Origin of the sequence: Brevibacillus sp. RS1.1 (genome assembly GCF_013284365.1) — a bacterium.
In the GTDB taxonomy this organism is placed as follows: domain Bacteria; phylum Bacillota; class Bacilli; order Brevibacillales; family Brevibacillaceae; genus Brevibacillus; species Brevibacillus brevis_D.
The window spans coordinates 282,142-297,092 of record NZ_JABSVA010000004.1; the positions used below are offsets into that span (position 1 = coordinate 282,142).

A 14,951-nucleotide genomic window follows, 5' to 3' on the forward strand; every position below is an offset into this window, starting at 1 on the left:
AGGTTCCCGTACCGATAGATGACTGTCGCACGGGTGCCTTTTTCCTTATAATGAAGAAAAACCATTTCAAGGGAGGGTTACCCATGGAATTTCAAGCGAAAGAAAATGGCTTTGTCACTCAACTGTCCTACGGTGAGCTGCACGTATCGGGTGATGAACAGTATGGATTTCGCCCCTACCAGCTCTTGGTCTCTTCCATCGCTGTTTGCAGTGGCGGTGTTCTGCGAAAAGTGTTGGACAAGATGAGAATGCCGTGCACGGATATGAAAGTAACAGCAGATGTTCAGCGGAATGAGGCAGAGGCAAATCGCGTTGAAAAAATTCACCTCCACTTCATCATTACGGGTGAAAATATGAAAGAAGAAAAAGTACAAAAAGCCATTGAAGCCGCGAGCAAAAACTGCCCGATGGTCCAATCTGTCAAGGGAAGCATCGTCGTAACCGAGTCCTTCGAATTGGTATCATGATAGGAAAAAACGTGCTACCGCCCACTCCTTTGTTTCTACTTCAAGACATACAGCAGGTCACCTTGTCACCGACAGAAGCATGGACGTTTTCCGGCGAATCAACCCATGCTGTGCTCATCGTGACAAAAGGATCGGGTCGGATGCTGAGCGAGTCGGATCAAGCCGTTCTACTTGATGGAAGTGCGCTGGTTCTTTCGCGAGAATCTGCGAGACAAATAAGCGCAGATACGGATGATCCACTCCGTTTCCTCGTATTTTATTTTGACGCCCTACAACAGCAAGATCAGGTCACCAACGCCTACAGCCCGAGTCCTTCCTGGCATCTTGACCACAGCTCGTGTGCATTTAATCAGGTAGATAACAGTGCGGAGCTTGCCCTCACCCTGTATGCCCATCGACAAGCCAATGATCAGTTGGAAGCTTTTCAAAATCAAATTCGCTTTCAACAATTGCTCCACCTGATTTGGAGCCATGCAGAACGGCAAGCTACCGTAGAAACGTCAAGCGTTGTCGATCAGACGGTTTCTTACATGCATACGAATTATGCGGAGCCAATCACCTTAGATGATTTGGCAAATCGAGCTGGCCTTACCCCGCGGTATTACACCGAGGTCTTCAAGAAAAAGGTTGGAAAAAGCCCGATCGAATATTTGACGAGCTGTCGGATGGAGCATGCAAAAACACTTCTGCGAGAATCGAATAAGCGATTGCGCGAGGTAGCACGTCTGGTCGGGTATGCCGATGAGTTTTACTTCAGCAGACGCTTTAAGCAGCAGGTAGGCGTGTCCCCGACTGTCTTTGTCCGCATGAATCAGAAGCAAATGGCACCCGTCACCTTCCACTATGCCGAGTATTTATTGGCACTCGGAATCAGACCGATTGGCGCTCCAGAAGAGCAGGTCACTTATTTACGCGAGCAATTACGGATGAAAGAGGCTGATGAGATTGTCAGCCTGCCCGAAAATACACCAGACTTAATCAAATCATTGCAGCCGACGTTTATTTTGACCGAATCGACGGGAGATAGCGCTGCTTTTTCCAAGGTTGCACCTACTCTTGCGCTTCCATGGCTGGATCATGATGTATTTGGTCATTTGAACATACTAGCCGACGTGCTTGGCTTGAAAGACCAGGCACAGCTGTGGCTCAAGCAGCATGAACAGAAGGTTCTGAAGGCGAAGCGATGCATCGATGCTCATACTCAGAAGAAAGAAACATTCTTGATCCTCAATGTGCGTCCACAGAGCCTATTGGCATACGGTGCCAGAAATATAGGGCATGTGCTGTACAAATCCTTGAAGCTGACGCCACCCAAAATGATTCAAGAAGAGTTAACACGCAACCCCAATTTCTGGGCAACCCCCATCAATGAGGATCAATTAAGCCAGTACGCAGCAGATTGGCTGTTCGTTCATATTTTTGATGATGATCTCTCACGGGCACACTTCCTGGAGTTGATGAAGCAGGATGTCTGGCAACGAATTCCTGCTGTACAAAAAGGACAAGTGGTCATTCTCAACCCGATTTGGTTCTCGTATGATCCCCTCTCCCTCGACATCCAGCTGGAAGAGGCCGTCCAAATTTTGACCCATGCAAACACCGCCACATTGTCCAAAGAAAAACGGAACATTCTCCATGGATGAAAAGAGTGCGTTCAAGGTAAGATGAACCTTGTTAATGAGAATCATTTTCATTCATGGAGGATATACGATGAAACGATTACGCATACGAGCTTGGTTGCCCGGATTGATGATTCTTTCCTTGTTCTTGCTCACGGCATGCGGCCAGACAGCCAGCCCCAATCCATCGGCACCTGCACAAGAAAATAAAAGTAGCGAGACTCGTGTCCTGAAGCACGCAAAGGGCGAAGCCACCATTCCTGTGAAAGCTCAGCGCGTCGTAGCCTTGCAATATTTGGGCCCCATGCTTGCTCTTGGGGTGAAGCCAATCGGTGCAGTGAAGGGACATATGGAAGGTCCAGACATGGAGCCACTGGTTAGTGGAATCGAAGTCGTGGGAGATTATGATGCCTATAATCTGGAGAAAATCCTCGAGTTGCAGCCTGACTTGATCCTCACCGGAACCGAAGTCGAGCAACAGGTATATGAAAACCTCACAAAAATTGCGCCTGTCGTAGCGATCGCCTTCGATCAATATGATGTCTACGGGCATGTACAAAAGGTAGCGGAAGCGTTAGGTCGCGAGGAAGAAGGAAAGGCTTGGGAGCAGAAGTACAAAGCAAAGGTGGAAGAAGCGCGTAAGCTGGTCCATGCCAAGGTCGGGAAGGACGAGACCGTTGCAGCATTAAACGTCCGTGCGAAAACAATCAAAATGTACGGTGCTCGCAACATGGGCCATGTTTTGTACAACGATCTTCAGCTGACTCCACCGCCACTCATTAAGAGCGAGATCGATAAAGACCCACTGTTCTGGTCAAAAGACGTGTCTATGGAGCTTTTACCGGAATATGCAGCCGACCATATTTTCCTGATGCTGTTCCCAGGAGAGGATGCCGCTCAGTATTTGAAAGAAATCGAGCAAAGCAGTCTGTGGAAGAACTTGCCCGCTGTCAAAAAGAATCAGGTTTATGTAGTCAATGTGGATAGATGGCTTGGCTACGACCCCATTCTGATTGAAAAGCAGTTGGATGAAGCTGTACAGGATTTGATCGGAGCCAAGAAATAATAAGATAGGTCATTTGGTTTGAGTCAACATAGTGGTGGAGAAGAAAAAGCACAGTTCTCTTCGACTCTGACACGCCCGCAAGGGGGGGATTCACTGACCGTCTCCACTTCCAAAAGGGGACCGTCGAGCCAAAGCCACCCTACGGGCGGAAGTTTCTCAAGGAAGAAGTGTTCGACAAGCGGGTCCCCTTTTGGAAGTTCCGACTGGGTGGGCGTTGTCAAGGTCTACGAGTCCTGCGCTTTTTCTTCTCACCAGCTTTTTTGGTTCATCGATGCCTTTTAAAGCTTAGAATGATCATAGCGTGAATAGGAAAGGACCTGCCAGCCCGTGTTTGTTCACATAGGCTAACAGGTCCTCTCTTGCTTTCCAGTCCAGCTATTATAAAAGCGGAGACAACAGGCGTGCCAACGATTCCAGCAAGCGCAAACGCAGTGGTCGGTTCACATACTCTCCCAATGTCATTTCCCGGCAATCAGCCAGATCGGAGACGAACAGTTCCTCCAGCTCCTTTGCCATCTGCGAATCGTACATAAACGCATTCGTCTCGAAATTCAGCTTGAAGCTGCGAATATCGACATTGGCCGTTCCCACAGACGACAACTGGGTATCGACCACGATGGCTTTGGCGTGCATGAAGCCTTTTTCGTAGAGGAAGCAGCGCACACCGCTCTTTAACAAATCGCCGAGATAAGAGTGAGTCGCCCAGAATACCAACAAATGATCTGGCCTTCCCGGGACCATCACCCGCACATCTACCCCGGACATTGCCGCCATTTTCAGTGCGGTCAGCATACTTTCATCGGGAACGAAATAAGGAGTCTGCAAGTAAATCTTCTTCCGTGCCTTGTAAATCATCTTCAAAAAGGCATGCTTGATTTGCTCTTTTTCCGAGTTTGGCCCGCTCGATACGATCTGAACACCAATCGTGCCCTCGGCCTCATGAAGCTCCGGAAAATACGCGAGTGACTCATGCATTCTTTTCGGTGCAGACAAATTCCAGTCCAGGAAAAAGCGTGCTTGCAGCATGTATACCGCTCTTCCCTCAATCAGCAAATGGGTGTCACGCCAATACCCCAGCTTCTTATCCTTGCCCAAGTATTCATCCCCGATGTTGAAGCCTCCAATGTAGCCGATCTTGCCATCAATAATCGTCAGCTTGCGATGATTCCTGAAGTTGACCCGAAAATTCAGGAACGGAATCTTCGCCGGGAAAAAGGAGGCGACTTCTCCCCCCGCTTCTACCAATGGGCGCAAAAATCGGGATGAGACACCAGAGGAACCTACCGCGTCGTAGAGCAATCGAACCTCGACGCCCTCCTGTGCCTTCTTCGTCAACAGTTGAATGAGCTGTTTCCCTAAATCATCGTCGTTCAAAATGTAGTAGAGCAAATGTATATGCTCCCGTGCTTCCTCCATCTGTTTGAACATGAGCTCGAACAGACTATGGCCTTCCTTAAAAACCTGAATGGTATTATCCTGCGTATAATACGCTCCATCACTTACCACGTTCATGAAAATCATGTCGCGGTGTTTCTCCATTTCCGGGTCGTTCACTTGTAGTTCACCATGGGCAAGCAACTGCTTTTGTCTATCAACCGCAGCTCTAAAATGGGAAAACTCCCCTTCCTTGAGCCGATACAGCTTTTTCTTGCTTAGCTTATGTCCAAAAATCAGGTAAACAATAAACCCAATACCCGGCAAAAACAGCAAAACCATCAACCAGGCCCAGGTTGCCGCAATGTTTCGCCTCTCCATGAAAATAAGAACGGCACCCAAAATCAGGTTACCTATTGTTACTATCACAATTATCTTTTCGGACAACGCCATCACACCACATCCAGCTCTAGGATTCCTCCCATATTACAACATTTGCTATCGGGATTCATCCTTCCTATCCATCTAGTTTATCCTATGTTGCCAATAGTTTTCCGTTCTTCATGATACATTTGTCGTCCAAATACACATCCGGCTCTTTGACAACCAGATCGATATGTACCCCCGCGACAATCGTCCCACCAAACGTATTGTTGCTACCAAAGGCTACGTGAATCGTTCCGTACACCTTCTCGTCCTCCAGCACAACTCCCGTAATACGCGCCTTATCATTCGTTCCGATTCCGAATTCACCCAGCATCCGCCCGTCTTGGTCTCCAAGCATTTGTAGGAGGCGTTCAGCCGATGTTCCTTCTGCCTCTGTGATCCGACCATTTTGGACCGTCAGCAGCAAGGGTGAATCGATTTTTCCGATACCCGCGATAGAGCCATCGACGAGGATTTGTCCCTCTGCTGTCCCTTCCAGTGGAGCGATATACGCTTCCCCAGAAGGCAAATTGCCCGATTCTCCAGGATTGACGTACATGCCTGTACTCGGCACCCCATTGCGATCTGCGATGGAAAACGTCAGTGACTTGCCCGCTTTTTCGATTCGCACGGTACTTGCCCGCGTCAGCATCTCGGTCACGCGCTCGGTGAGTGCCTTTACTTGTGTATAGTCAGCGGAAATCGCTCCCGCAAGGAACATGTCTTCCGTAATTGCTGGCATGGTAGCCAGTCTCGTACCATTTGCTGCTGCTTCTTTTCGTGCTTTTGTATGCGTCAAAGAGTGCTGGGTCACACATACGACCACATCCGCGCTCTTCATCGCCGCTGCAACTGCCGCAGGAGGCTCTTGACCGGACTTTTCCCGCTCCTTCATAACCATCAGCATCGCTTCTGCCCCGAGCTGTTTACCGGCTTCCCAGATTGCCTCACCGATGTCCCGCTTCCGTTCGTCGGCCACCACTAAAAAGGTCTCATTCGCTTGTAATGCCAAGCAATTTATCAAAATGGCTTTGCTGGATTCTATCAACGTCATGTCAGAATCATTCCTTTTCATCTATCTTATGGTTAGATTATATCCACTTTTTTCTTGCAAACTCTTCTGTCTTCGCTAGATTGGATCGTTAGTCCTGCCCTTTTCCTGTTTATCGGAATCTTCTTGCTTTTGCTGTTAAATTTAGTATGATTAGAATACAAATGAAAACGCTTAAGACAATGAGGTCTTCTACCCGCGCTTTATCAATAGGCGTGGGGAAGGCCTTTTTCTTTTGAAAAAATGATAACGTTTTCATTTGAGGGATCGAGAAAAAGAAGAAGGGGATGACAACATGTCACACAGAAAAACACAACCCAAAACGTGGTGGCTGACCATGCTGATGATCGTCGCTCTACTCGCGATGCAGATGCCAGCATTGGCCAAGGACACCAACGTGCAGATGCTCGACAAGGGGAAATGGGCACCTGCGACTTATCAAGCCGTCAACGAAATGATTGAGAAAAACGGCATCAAGAGTGCCTCCTACAATGCCAAAAAGAAACCGTATGCCGTTTTTGACTGGGACAATACGAGCATTATGCATGACACAGAGGAAGCGCTGCTTGTTTACCAGATCAACCATTTGGCTTACAAGCTCACACCAGAAGAATTCGGGAAGGTTATCCGCACGAATGTACCAGAAGGGCCGTTTTCCGATTCGTATAAAAATGTCGACGGCAAGCCTGTCACACTCGATGCCATCGCGACTGATCTCGTAGCAGACTACACGTACTTATATCAAAATTATCAAGGTCTTAAAGGAACGAAGTCGCTGGAGGAAGTGACAGCAACAGAGCAATTCGCAGATTTTAAAGCCAAGCTGTTTTTCTTGTATGAAGCGATCAACGATACACACAGCACCTCGATTGGCTATCCGTGGATCCTCTACCTCTTCACGAACATGACAGTGGAAGAAGTGCAACAGTTGGCGGAAGCATCCAATGATCTTGGCCTGGGCATGGCGATTGAAAAAGTAACCTGGACGAGCCCGAAATCGTTGGCAGGCAAAGCAGGCGTGGTGAAAGCCTCTCATACAACGGGCTTACGCCTGACTTCCGAAGTAGCAAACCTGATGAACACACTGCGTGCCAATGGCATCGACGTATATGTCGTGAGTGCCTCCTTGGAGGATGTTGTTCGTGTTTTCGCTACTCTCCCGAAATATGGCTACAATCTCCCAGCGGAGAACATCATCGGCATGCGTCTGAAAACAGAAAACGGACGGATCACGAATGTGTACCAGCCTGACTACCCGATCACGGTAGGCCACGGCAAGACGGAAGTGATCCAGGATGTATTGGTGAAAAAGTATGGTCATGGCCCTATCTTCATCGCAGGCGATAGCAACGGTGATTTCGAGATGATGACTGAACTCGACAGCGTAAAACTCGCGCTCGTCGTGAACCGCGTCAAGGGCGGCAAAATTGGGCAGCAAATTACCAAAGGTGCCGAACAGATGGGCAAAGCAAACCCGACTGTAGTCCTGCAAGGACGTGACGAGAACACAGGTATGTGGATTCCGAGCGAAGCCACGATCCGACTTGGGCAGAAAGAGCCGCAGTTGGTCGCGAAATAAACAGGAAAAACCGCCCTTTGTACGGGGCGGTTTTATCTTTATGGATGGGTAACTGGAATTCGCCACTCTAGCGGATATTTTTTCTGAACAGCATCCAGTCGTAGCGTTATCTTCTCCGGGAGCTTGGTTATTTCCCCTCCTTCCCAATGACCGCTGTCCTCCAGCCGAATTTTGTACGTTGCTCGCTCGCGTCCTGACTGATCAACGGGTCCCTTGGATTGATGACCCTTTTTAGCCCGGTAGGTTGTCCCCTGCCCATCTTGAAGTACCCACCAAGGCAAATAAATTCTCGTAATATCTTTGGAAAGTACATCGATCTCCATTTCCATTTGCTGTTTTCCCGAATCATCATCTTTTGCCAGCTTGATGCTTTTCAACGTAAAGATATCTTCTCCCACTTGTTGGATCACTGGCTTCTTGTTCAATTCATCCGGATGGAAGGTGACACTCATATCGTACGGGATCGCCTTATGAAGGCTATTTATGACCAGTGTCGCTGCTTTGCCTTTTGGCAACGGATCGTCGTCATTGATCCAACGGAAATGCCCATAGCGATCAATGGGATACGAATTATATATGATTCTTTCCTTCCCCTTGCTGCCATCTGCTCCCTCGTAGTAATATCCCAGCCTATATTGCTGATACGGAAGAAATGGAGCATAATCGGGGTTCGTCGTCTTTCCGGTTAGCTTTTTTGCTTCTTGTTCCAATTGTTTTTTGGACGCCTCTGTCCATTGTGTCTCCAGCTCAATTCGGGTGGCCGTTGGCGTGTTGACGATCTGGTGCAGGGTCATCTTCAATCCATGCTTCGTCACTTGCGTTTGATTGACAGGCAGCACAGTCGTTGCAGCCGTTGTTTTTGCCATCGTGATCGGAACTTGCAGCTTCCAGTTTCCTTTTCTATCACCGATTTCATCAAAATGGATCGACAACGTTTTCGGAAGGGGCTCCTGTTCTTTTTTCCCGAGGATAAACCGGATAAATCCGGCATTATCTTCAAAGGTCGTTCCCCACTCGTCAGAAATGACCGCCCCTTTCGCATCCAGCAATTCAACTGCATTGGATTCTGCGTTTGTCGCTGTCAGATATGTAGGGAGCAACTGCTTGCCATCCGACTGTTTAATCATGAAAGCAACCATTACCTGAACCGGATCAGCGATGATTTCCTTTACTTCCAAGGTAATCCCCTGATCCGTAACAGAAAGATTCGATGCTTCGGAGAAGCCTTGTCTCGCCGCCTGTTGCACTCCTTCATCGAACCCGTCTTGTGCAAAGATCGATTTGACATAGGCCGCAAACGTTGGGGACACTTGCATGGTTCCGATCAGCCCAAGTACGATAGCGGAAGCGATGCCGATGGATGTCCATTTTTTGCTTCGGAAAACTAAGCGTCTTCTCACTTGCACTACGTGATTCTTACCTGGCATTTGAAAATTCGGCGTCTCGACAGCTCCCGCTACTTTCCTAAGCGTCTCTTGGATTTGCCGCTCCTCGTTAGTCATGCGTCATTGCCCCTTCCCGCAAAAAATCAGATCGTTTGCAATCCTTGTCCAATTGTTGTGCGATCAGCTTCCTCGCCTTGTGCATGCGCGATTTGACCGTCCCCTCAAAGGAACCCGTAATTTTGGCGATCTCCGACACGCTGAAGCCCTCGTAATAGTAAAGAATAATGACCGCGCGATGCTCCGCCTTCATGCTGCGAATCGCCTGCCATATTTGCCGCTGCTCCTCCTGCTTGATCACGTTGTCCAACGGCGTCGTCGCTTCTTCCGGGATCATCTCTTCGTATTCCACCACAGGCTTCTGCTTACGTACCAAATTCAGAGCCCGAAACGTAATGATCCGGTACAGCCAATTGCGAAAGACCATTCCCCGTTTTTTATCGAGTCGGTCTATGTGCTGATACGCTTCGATGAGCCCTTCCTGAACGGCGTCCTGCGCCAGATGCTTGTCATGAATGATCAAATACGCTGTCCGGTATGCCATCGCCAGATAGGGCTTGACCAATTGTTCAAAGGCCTCAGGCTCGTTCTCTTGACATTTGGCAATCAACTCCCACTCATCCACAGCGTTTCCTCCCCTCGTTTTTTCTCTACTGTATATTCACAAGAACGCGGAGTTTGGTTCACGTTACGTAGGCGAAAAAATATGAAACATGGAAAAACCCGTCCCCTGAACAGAAAGTATGCTCCGCTATGCCATTACAACGAAAATAGGGAGCACCTAGGCTCCCGGCTTCCTTTGTAATTATCCGTGATCTCCTTTTTCTATCTACTTCGTAATGATATTTCGGTTGAGAGAGACTTTGGGGTACTAATTGGGAGAGGATGCAATGAGTTGTTCAACTTCGTTTCTAAGTTCAGAAATATTCTGCCCTGAATAATTTTCTGGGAGGAAATAAAGATCACCATGCTGATCTATTGTCTCTGGAGAAACTTGTGAAACCAGAGTGTTCTCGCTATTAATTTTTATCTTTCCTTGAACGGACCCTACTATGTTATAGATGTCATCGTCATCTTCTGTTAAGAAAACAAAATATGTATTTCCTTCTTTCATAGGAATACTTCCTGCAATCCCTACCGTTATTATTCTAGGATCACCAAGATCTTCATTCAATTCAAATCCTCGCTTTCCTGAGAAATATTTGGTCACCTCTCTTTCATCGAATTCCCCTCCAGTTTCCAGTACAGATACTGTATCATCTATCTCTACATCACCTTTATAGACTTTCGTTAATTTTAATTCAGAGACTGTATATACAGTAAGGTATTCATATTCAGGGTGATATACTTGAGAAATAACCTCAGCTTCGGCAATGATATCTGCATTTTCAGCCAAACCCTCCACGTTAGTGAATGTCTCCCTAAACGATGCCTCACCAGAAACGATTCTATAATCTGAATCACTGGAATAAAGGAAAGGCTGTTTTTTCAAGTCACCTATATAATAAACAGCAAGTCCTGCAATTGTAGCTAGTGCTATTTTTTTCGTAGAATTAAAATTTTTAATACTAATCGTTAGTACTCCCCTTTCAACCCAATGATAAATCAGTAGTAGAGGTACATGGCTTACTAGAAGCAACTTCGATATTATTTTTCCAACTCGTATCCCCATGACCCATTGTCATACTTGATTTTGAAAGACAAGGTTTCCCCATCTTGTCTATTGAACGCGAAATAGCCTTCATTTAAATTTTCATCCAAAAGAATAACCGGAAGGGTATCTCCTTTTTTGGTATATTTCTGCATGATCTCGTCCTGAACTTCAATGAATGCATCCTTCACGTCTACAGAACGTTCATCTATTATTTTTTCTATTAGTGGGGCTCTTTTGGAGAATTTGTTATAAATCCACTCTTTCCCATTTTCGTCAGTCAAAGCTTGCATAGGTGCCAGTTCATCTGAATTTACTTTGATTCCCAATGAATGAAGAGCTACCAAGTGATTTCCTTTTTCGTATTGCTCAATATCTTCACTTGTATATAGATTACTGCCAGCGAAAATTGCACCAGCGAGAACAAGCCCCAGAATAAATGCATTTCTTTTTTTCATACTTTTACCTCCTACGTGTTTTTATTCAGGCCAATCGGCTTCGGAAACTCGTTCAGAGATTGCTGTTGTACTATCTTGTATTTTCAATTACTACTTTCCATTGATCATTTTCTTTAACAACTGGAAGAGTTATATCTTCCGAAACATGTTCGTTCGAATAATGAAACGTAACACTCATTTTTTCATCTTCAATCTTTTCTACCGATACGGAATCCATATCTATATCCATCTTTTGAGTACCAAAACTTTCGTACACGTTCTGTTTGTCTTTATCATTATCAAAGCGCTCATCAATTGTGTATTCAACCATCGTTGGAGTGTCACCGTTCTCAAGAGCTTCCAAATAGATTTGAACCATTTCTTTTACTTCATTTTCCTCATTAACCGAAGCGTAAGTGTTGGAAGTCCAAATACCGCCAGTAACCACAACAGCTCCAAGTAGTAGAATTGCAGCAACTTTAGCAGACTTTTTCATGCTCTTACCTCCCAATCAATTAAACTGTTTATCTGTATATAATTACATATTTTACCATCGCAATAAATGATACTAAAGAACCACTGCCACCAAAAGCCATTTACACCGCTTATCATTGTAAATCCGCATTTGGCTGGATGGGCCCTGCTCACGATATAAAAAAATAAGATATGAACCGAACCTTTTTCCGCTAAAGAGGCAATATAGTGTGTAAGCTGCTTATTCAAAAACAAATAGAACAATCCAATTCACATTATTTACAACAAAAAAGGAGCGAATTAATTATGAAAAAACGTTTAATTGGTGGAGTGGTTGCTACTGCGATTTTAATTCCAGTTGCAGCATTTGCGGCTTCTGGCGTGATTGACATGCCTACAAGAACACCGATGACTGCTGAACAAGTCAAGGTGGATGAGGTTGGCAAATCAACGCTTGAGAAGCTGTATCTCGCATATCCTGAAACAAAATCGTTTGAGATTATCGATGCAAGCAACGTTCAGGGTGATGTATCCAAAGGGAAAAATGTAACTAACATGAAACAAACAAGCATCGTACTACAAGAAAAAGGAGGAACCGGCAAAAAGATTACCCTCCATACAAACGGTAGTACGGGTGAGATTGAACACGTGATTCAAGAGAATTGGGAGCCTAAGGAGAAGTCACTCATTACGTTAACCGATCAGGAAATCAAGGCGAAGGTATCTGATCTTATTAATAAAATGTATGGCAACGTCGAACAATACAAAGTTGCTATCGAGCAAATGGAGAATCCAAATCAAAAAACATGGATGTTGAATTACACCAATGAGATGTTCGATAAACCGGTCTTCCAGGTTTTTGTTCAGGACAATACCATTAGTCTTACTAAGATCGTAGGTATTCCTACAGCTGATACACCTTCTGATACACCTTCAAACATGAAAGTAGAAGGCCTATTCTCTAGAAATGGTAAGCCTGATTATTTTGCTGATAACTTTTTAAACGATGAAAAACTGTTTGCTTTACTAAAAATCAGCCCGACAGAATTAAAACAAGAATTAGCAAAAGGTAAAACTGTTGTGGAGATTGCAGCATCTAAAAATGTCACGAAACAACAAGTGCTTGATGTGATTGCAGAAACACAGGCTAGAGGACAACTTCAAGGGGATGGAGTACCGATCACCGAGAAAGCACTGAAAGAAATGATGAAAGCAATTGAACCAAAAGTATTGCCAGTCATTGAACACAAAACGGAAACGGAATGGTAGAAAAACAGAGTTAACTGGGTTACACAAGTAAAAGAAGAGGCGGGGGAACCATCTCTTCTTTTATGGACTAATTTTTCAGACAGGTGGTTCTTCTCTTGATGGGCATGTGGTCTGCTCACGAAAAAAAATAAGATATGAACCGAACCTTTTTCCGCTAAAGAGGCAATATAGTGTGTAAGCTGCTTATTCAGAGAACAAATAGAACAATCCAATTCACATTATTTACAACAAAAAAGGAGCGGATTAATTATGAAAAAACGTTTAATTGGTGGAGTGGTTGCTACTGCGATTTTGATTCCAGTTGCAGCATTTGCGGCTTCTGGCGTGATTGACATGCCTACAAGAACACCGATGACTGCTGAACAAGTCAAGGTGGATGAAGTTGGCAAATCAACGCTCGATAAGCTGTATCTCGCATATCCTGAAACAAAATCGTTTGAGATTATCGATGCAAGCAACGTTCAGGGTGATGTATCCAAAGGGAAAAATGTAACTAACATGAAACAAACAAGCATCGTACTACAAGAAAAAGGAGGAACCGGCAAAAAGATTACCCTCCATACAAACGGTAGTACGGGTGAGATTGAACACGTGATTCAAGAGAATTGGGAGCCTAAGGAGAAGTCACTCATTACGTTAACCGATCAGGAAATCAAGGCGAAGGTATCTGATCTTATTAATAAAATGTATGGCAACGTCGAACAATACAAAGTTGCTATCGAGCAAATGGAGAATCCAAATCAAAAAACATGGATGTTGAATTACACCAATGAGATGTTCGATAAACCGGTCTTCCAGGTTTTTGTTCAGGACAATACCATTAGTCTTACTAAGATCGTAGGTATTCCTACAGCTGATACACCTTCTGATACACCTTCAAACATGAAAGTAGAAGGCCTATTCTCTAGAAATGGTAAGCCTGATTATTTTGCTGATAACTTTTTAAACGATGAAAAACTGTTTGCTTTACTAAAAATCAGCCCGACAGAATTAAAACAAGAATTAGCAAAAGGTAAAACTGTTGTGGAGATTGCAGCATCTAAAAATGTCACGAAACAACAAGTGCTTGATGTGATTGCAGAAACACAGGCTAGAGGACAACTTCAAGGGGATGGAGTACCAATCACCGAGCAATCACTGAAAGAAATGATGAAAGCAGCTGAACCAAAAGTATTGCAAATGATTGAACACAGAACAGAAACGGAATGGTAGAAAAACCGAGTTAACTGGGGTACACAAGTAAAAGAGAAGAGGCGGGAGAACCGCCTCCTTTTTTATGCAGTAATTTTTCAGAATTCAGGCCACAATAAGCCAGGTAGTCAACCTTATTGGACTCGAAGGGTAACATACTTTACTGGACTTTCTTTTGAATCAAACGTAAATCTTAGTAGGTTTCCATTGTTTTCATATTCCAATATAAACGTATGATCACCTGAGTCATCCATAAACTCTCTAGAGGGTTCTCCTAAGTTTTTTTTGATTTCCTCAGGTTTTCCAGTCATTCCAACAGTCTTTGGTGCGGCATTCATTAGGACGACTTTACTCGTATCCTTTACTTCTTCAATTGAATTAGCATAGTCTTCGAATTGTAAATCAAAACCCTCATAGTATATTGTGGATCCATACTCAGAATTTCCGCTCTTGACGGGGGCTCCGATTTTATCCAGAACCTCTTTCTTTGTTGCTCCGATGCCAATTAAGACACCTTCTAATTGCCCATTTTTTACTTTCTCCAAAGTGTCCGATTGAGCAGAATTAACAGCGATATCTTCAGTTTTTTCAGACATATTGGAGCAACCAAATAAAGTTATTGTGCTAAGAACTACAACAAGCAAAGCATTACAATATATTTTAGGCAGATCAACCACACTCCTCATAAAACTTAATTCGATATACAACTAAATAAATTTGTCAGTGGCAGGATCAACGATTGATTACGATTAGAAATGCAATAGGAACTACTAGTAAGATTAAGATGGTTGAAATTAAATCATTTTTTATTGGCTTTTTCTGTTTAGCATTTTCATACGTTTTCATTCCATAAAACAACGCTGGAGAAATGCCAAGTAGGATGGCGAAATTCGTATGTACAGTCA

General features: G+C 44.8%; 14 protein-coding genes. 6 read left to right on the top strand and 8 right to left on the bottom strand.

Annotated elements, in window-relative coordinates; genetic code table 11:
- Positions 1-83 precede the first annotated feature (83 nt).
- The 3 genes from HP570_RS15635 (at position 84) to HP570_RS15645 (ending at position 3,152) form a co-directional block, all read left to right on the top strand.
- Positions 84-467: an OsmC family protein gene (locus HP570_RS15635; RefSeq protein ID WP_007720051.1), complete on the top strand. Its 384-nt coding sequence runs from the start codon at positions 84-86 to the stop codon at positions 465-467.
- 62 nt (positions 468-529) lie between these two features.
- Positions 530-2,110, top strand: coding sequence for a helix-turn-helix domain-containing protein (locus HP570_RS15640; RefSeq protein WP_254495304.1), 1,581 nt, complete (start codon positions 530-532; stop codon positions 2,108-2,110).
- A 67-nt stretch (positions 2,111-2,177) separates the two neighbouring features.
- Positions 2,178-3,152, top strand: a complete 975-nt coding sequence (locus tag HP570_RS15645; protein ID WP_173626309.1) for an ABC transporter substrate-binding protein — start codon at positions 2,178-2,180, stop codon at positions 3,150-3,152.
- A gap of 378 nt (positions 3,153-3,530) precedes the next feature.
- Here HP570_RS15645 and cls read toward each other — a convergent pair whose 3' ends face one another.
- Both cls and HP570_RS15655 read right to left on the bottom strand, forming a co-directional pair.
- On the bottom strand, positions 3,531-4,979 hold the full coding sequence (gene cls, locus HP570_RS15650) for a cardiolipin synthase (RefSeq protein ID WP_015893763.1): 1,449 nt from the start codon (positions 4,977-4,979) through the stop codon (positions 3,531-3,533).
- Positions 4,980-5,061: 82 nt separating this feature from the next.
- Positions 5,062-6,006, bottom strand: a complete 945-nt coding sequence (locus tag HP570_RS15655) for an aminopeptidase (RefSeq protein ID WP_087351251.1) — start codon at positions 6,004-6,006, stop codon at positions 5,062-5,064.
- A 292-nt stretch (positions 6,007-6,298) separates the two neighbouring features.
- On the opposite strand from HP570_RS15655, the gene HP570_RS15660 reads away from it, so the two are divergent.
- Positions 6,299-7,582, top strand: coding sequence for an HAD family hydrolase (locus HP570_RS15660; RefSeq protein ID WP_173626310.1), 1,284 nt, complete (start codon positions 6,299-6,301; stop codon positions 7,580-7,582).
- Positions 7,583-7,620: 38 nt separating this feature from the next.
- Here the strand turns inward: HP570_RS15660 and HP570_RS15665 are convergent, their stop codons facing one another.
- The 5 genes from HP570_RS15665 to HP570_RS15685 all read right to left on the bottom strand — a co-directional run bounded on the left by HP570_RS15665 (position 7,621) and on the right by HP570_RS15685 (position 11,608).
- Positions 7,621-9,084, bottom strand: coding sequence for a DUF4179 domain-containing protein (locus HP570_RS15665; RefSeq protein WP_173626311.1), 1,464 nt, complete (start codon positions 9,082-9,084; stop codon positions 7,621-7,623).
- Positions 9,077-9,649 (bottom strand): RNA polymerase sigma factor, encoded by a 573-nt coding sequence (locus HP570_RS15670; protein ID WP_173626312.1) that lies wholly within the window; start codon positions 9,647-9,649, stop codon positions 9,077-9,079. Before HP570_RS15670 ends, HP570_RS15665 begins: the two co-directional genes overlap by 8 nt.
- A 246-nt stretch (positions 9,650-9,895) precedes the next feature.
- Positions 9,896-10,696, bottom strand: a complete 801-nt coding sequence (locus HP570_RS15675) for a hypothetical protein (protein WP_173626313.1) — start codon at positions 10,694-10,696, stop codon at positions 9,896-9,898.
- Positions 10,672-11,133 carry a hypothetical protein gene (locus HP570_RS15680; RefSeq protein WP_173626314.1) on the bottom strand — a complete coding sequence of 154 codons (462 nt, stop codon included), beginning with the start codon at positions 11,131-11,133 and terminating at the stop codon, positions 10,672-10,674. The genes HP570_RS15675 and HP570_RS15680 overlap by 25 nt, the downstream gene beginning before the upstream one ends.
- Before the next feature lie 70 nt (positions 11,134-11,203).
- A complete protein-coding gene (locus HP570_RS15685; RefSeq protein WP_173626315.1) occupies positions 11,204-11,608 on the bottom strand; it encodes an Rv0361 family membrane protein in 405 nt (134 codons plus the stop codon).
- A 284-nt stretch (positions 11,609-11,892) separates the two neighbouring features.
- Here HP570_RS15685 and HP570_RS15690 point away from each other — a divergent pair, with 284 nt between their 5' ends.
- On the top strand, positions 11,893-12,855 hold the full coding sequence (locus tag HP570_RS15690; RefSeq protein WP_173626316.1) for a hypothetical protein: 963 nt from the start codon (positions 11,893-11,895) through the stop codon (positions 12,853-12,855).
- Between the two features lie 249 nt (positions 12,856-13,104).
- Positions 13,105-14,067 carry a hypothetical protein gene (locus tag HP570_RS15695; protein WP_173626317.1) on the top strand — a complete coding sequence of 321 codons (963 nt, stop codon included), beginning with the start codon at positions 13,105-13,107 and terminating at the stop codon, positions 14,065-14,067.
- A 113-nt stretch (positions 14,068-14,180) separates the two neighbouring features.
- Here the strand turns inward: HP570_RS15695 and HP570_RS15700 are convergent, their stop codons facing one another.
- A complete protein-coding gene (locus HP570_RS15700; RefSeq protein WP_254495305.1) occupies positions 14,181-14,642 on the bottom strand; it encodes a DUF4309 domain-containing protein in 462 nt (153 codons plus the stop codon).
- Between the last annotated feature and the right edge of the window lie 309 nt (positions 14,643-14,951).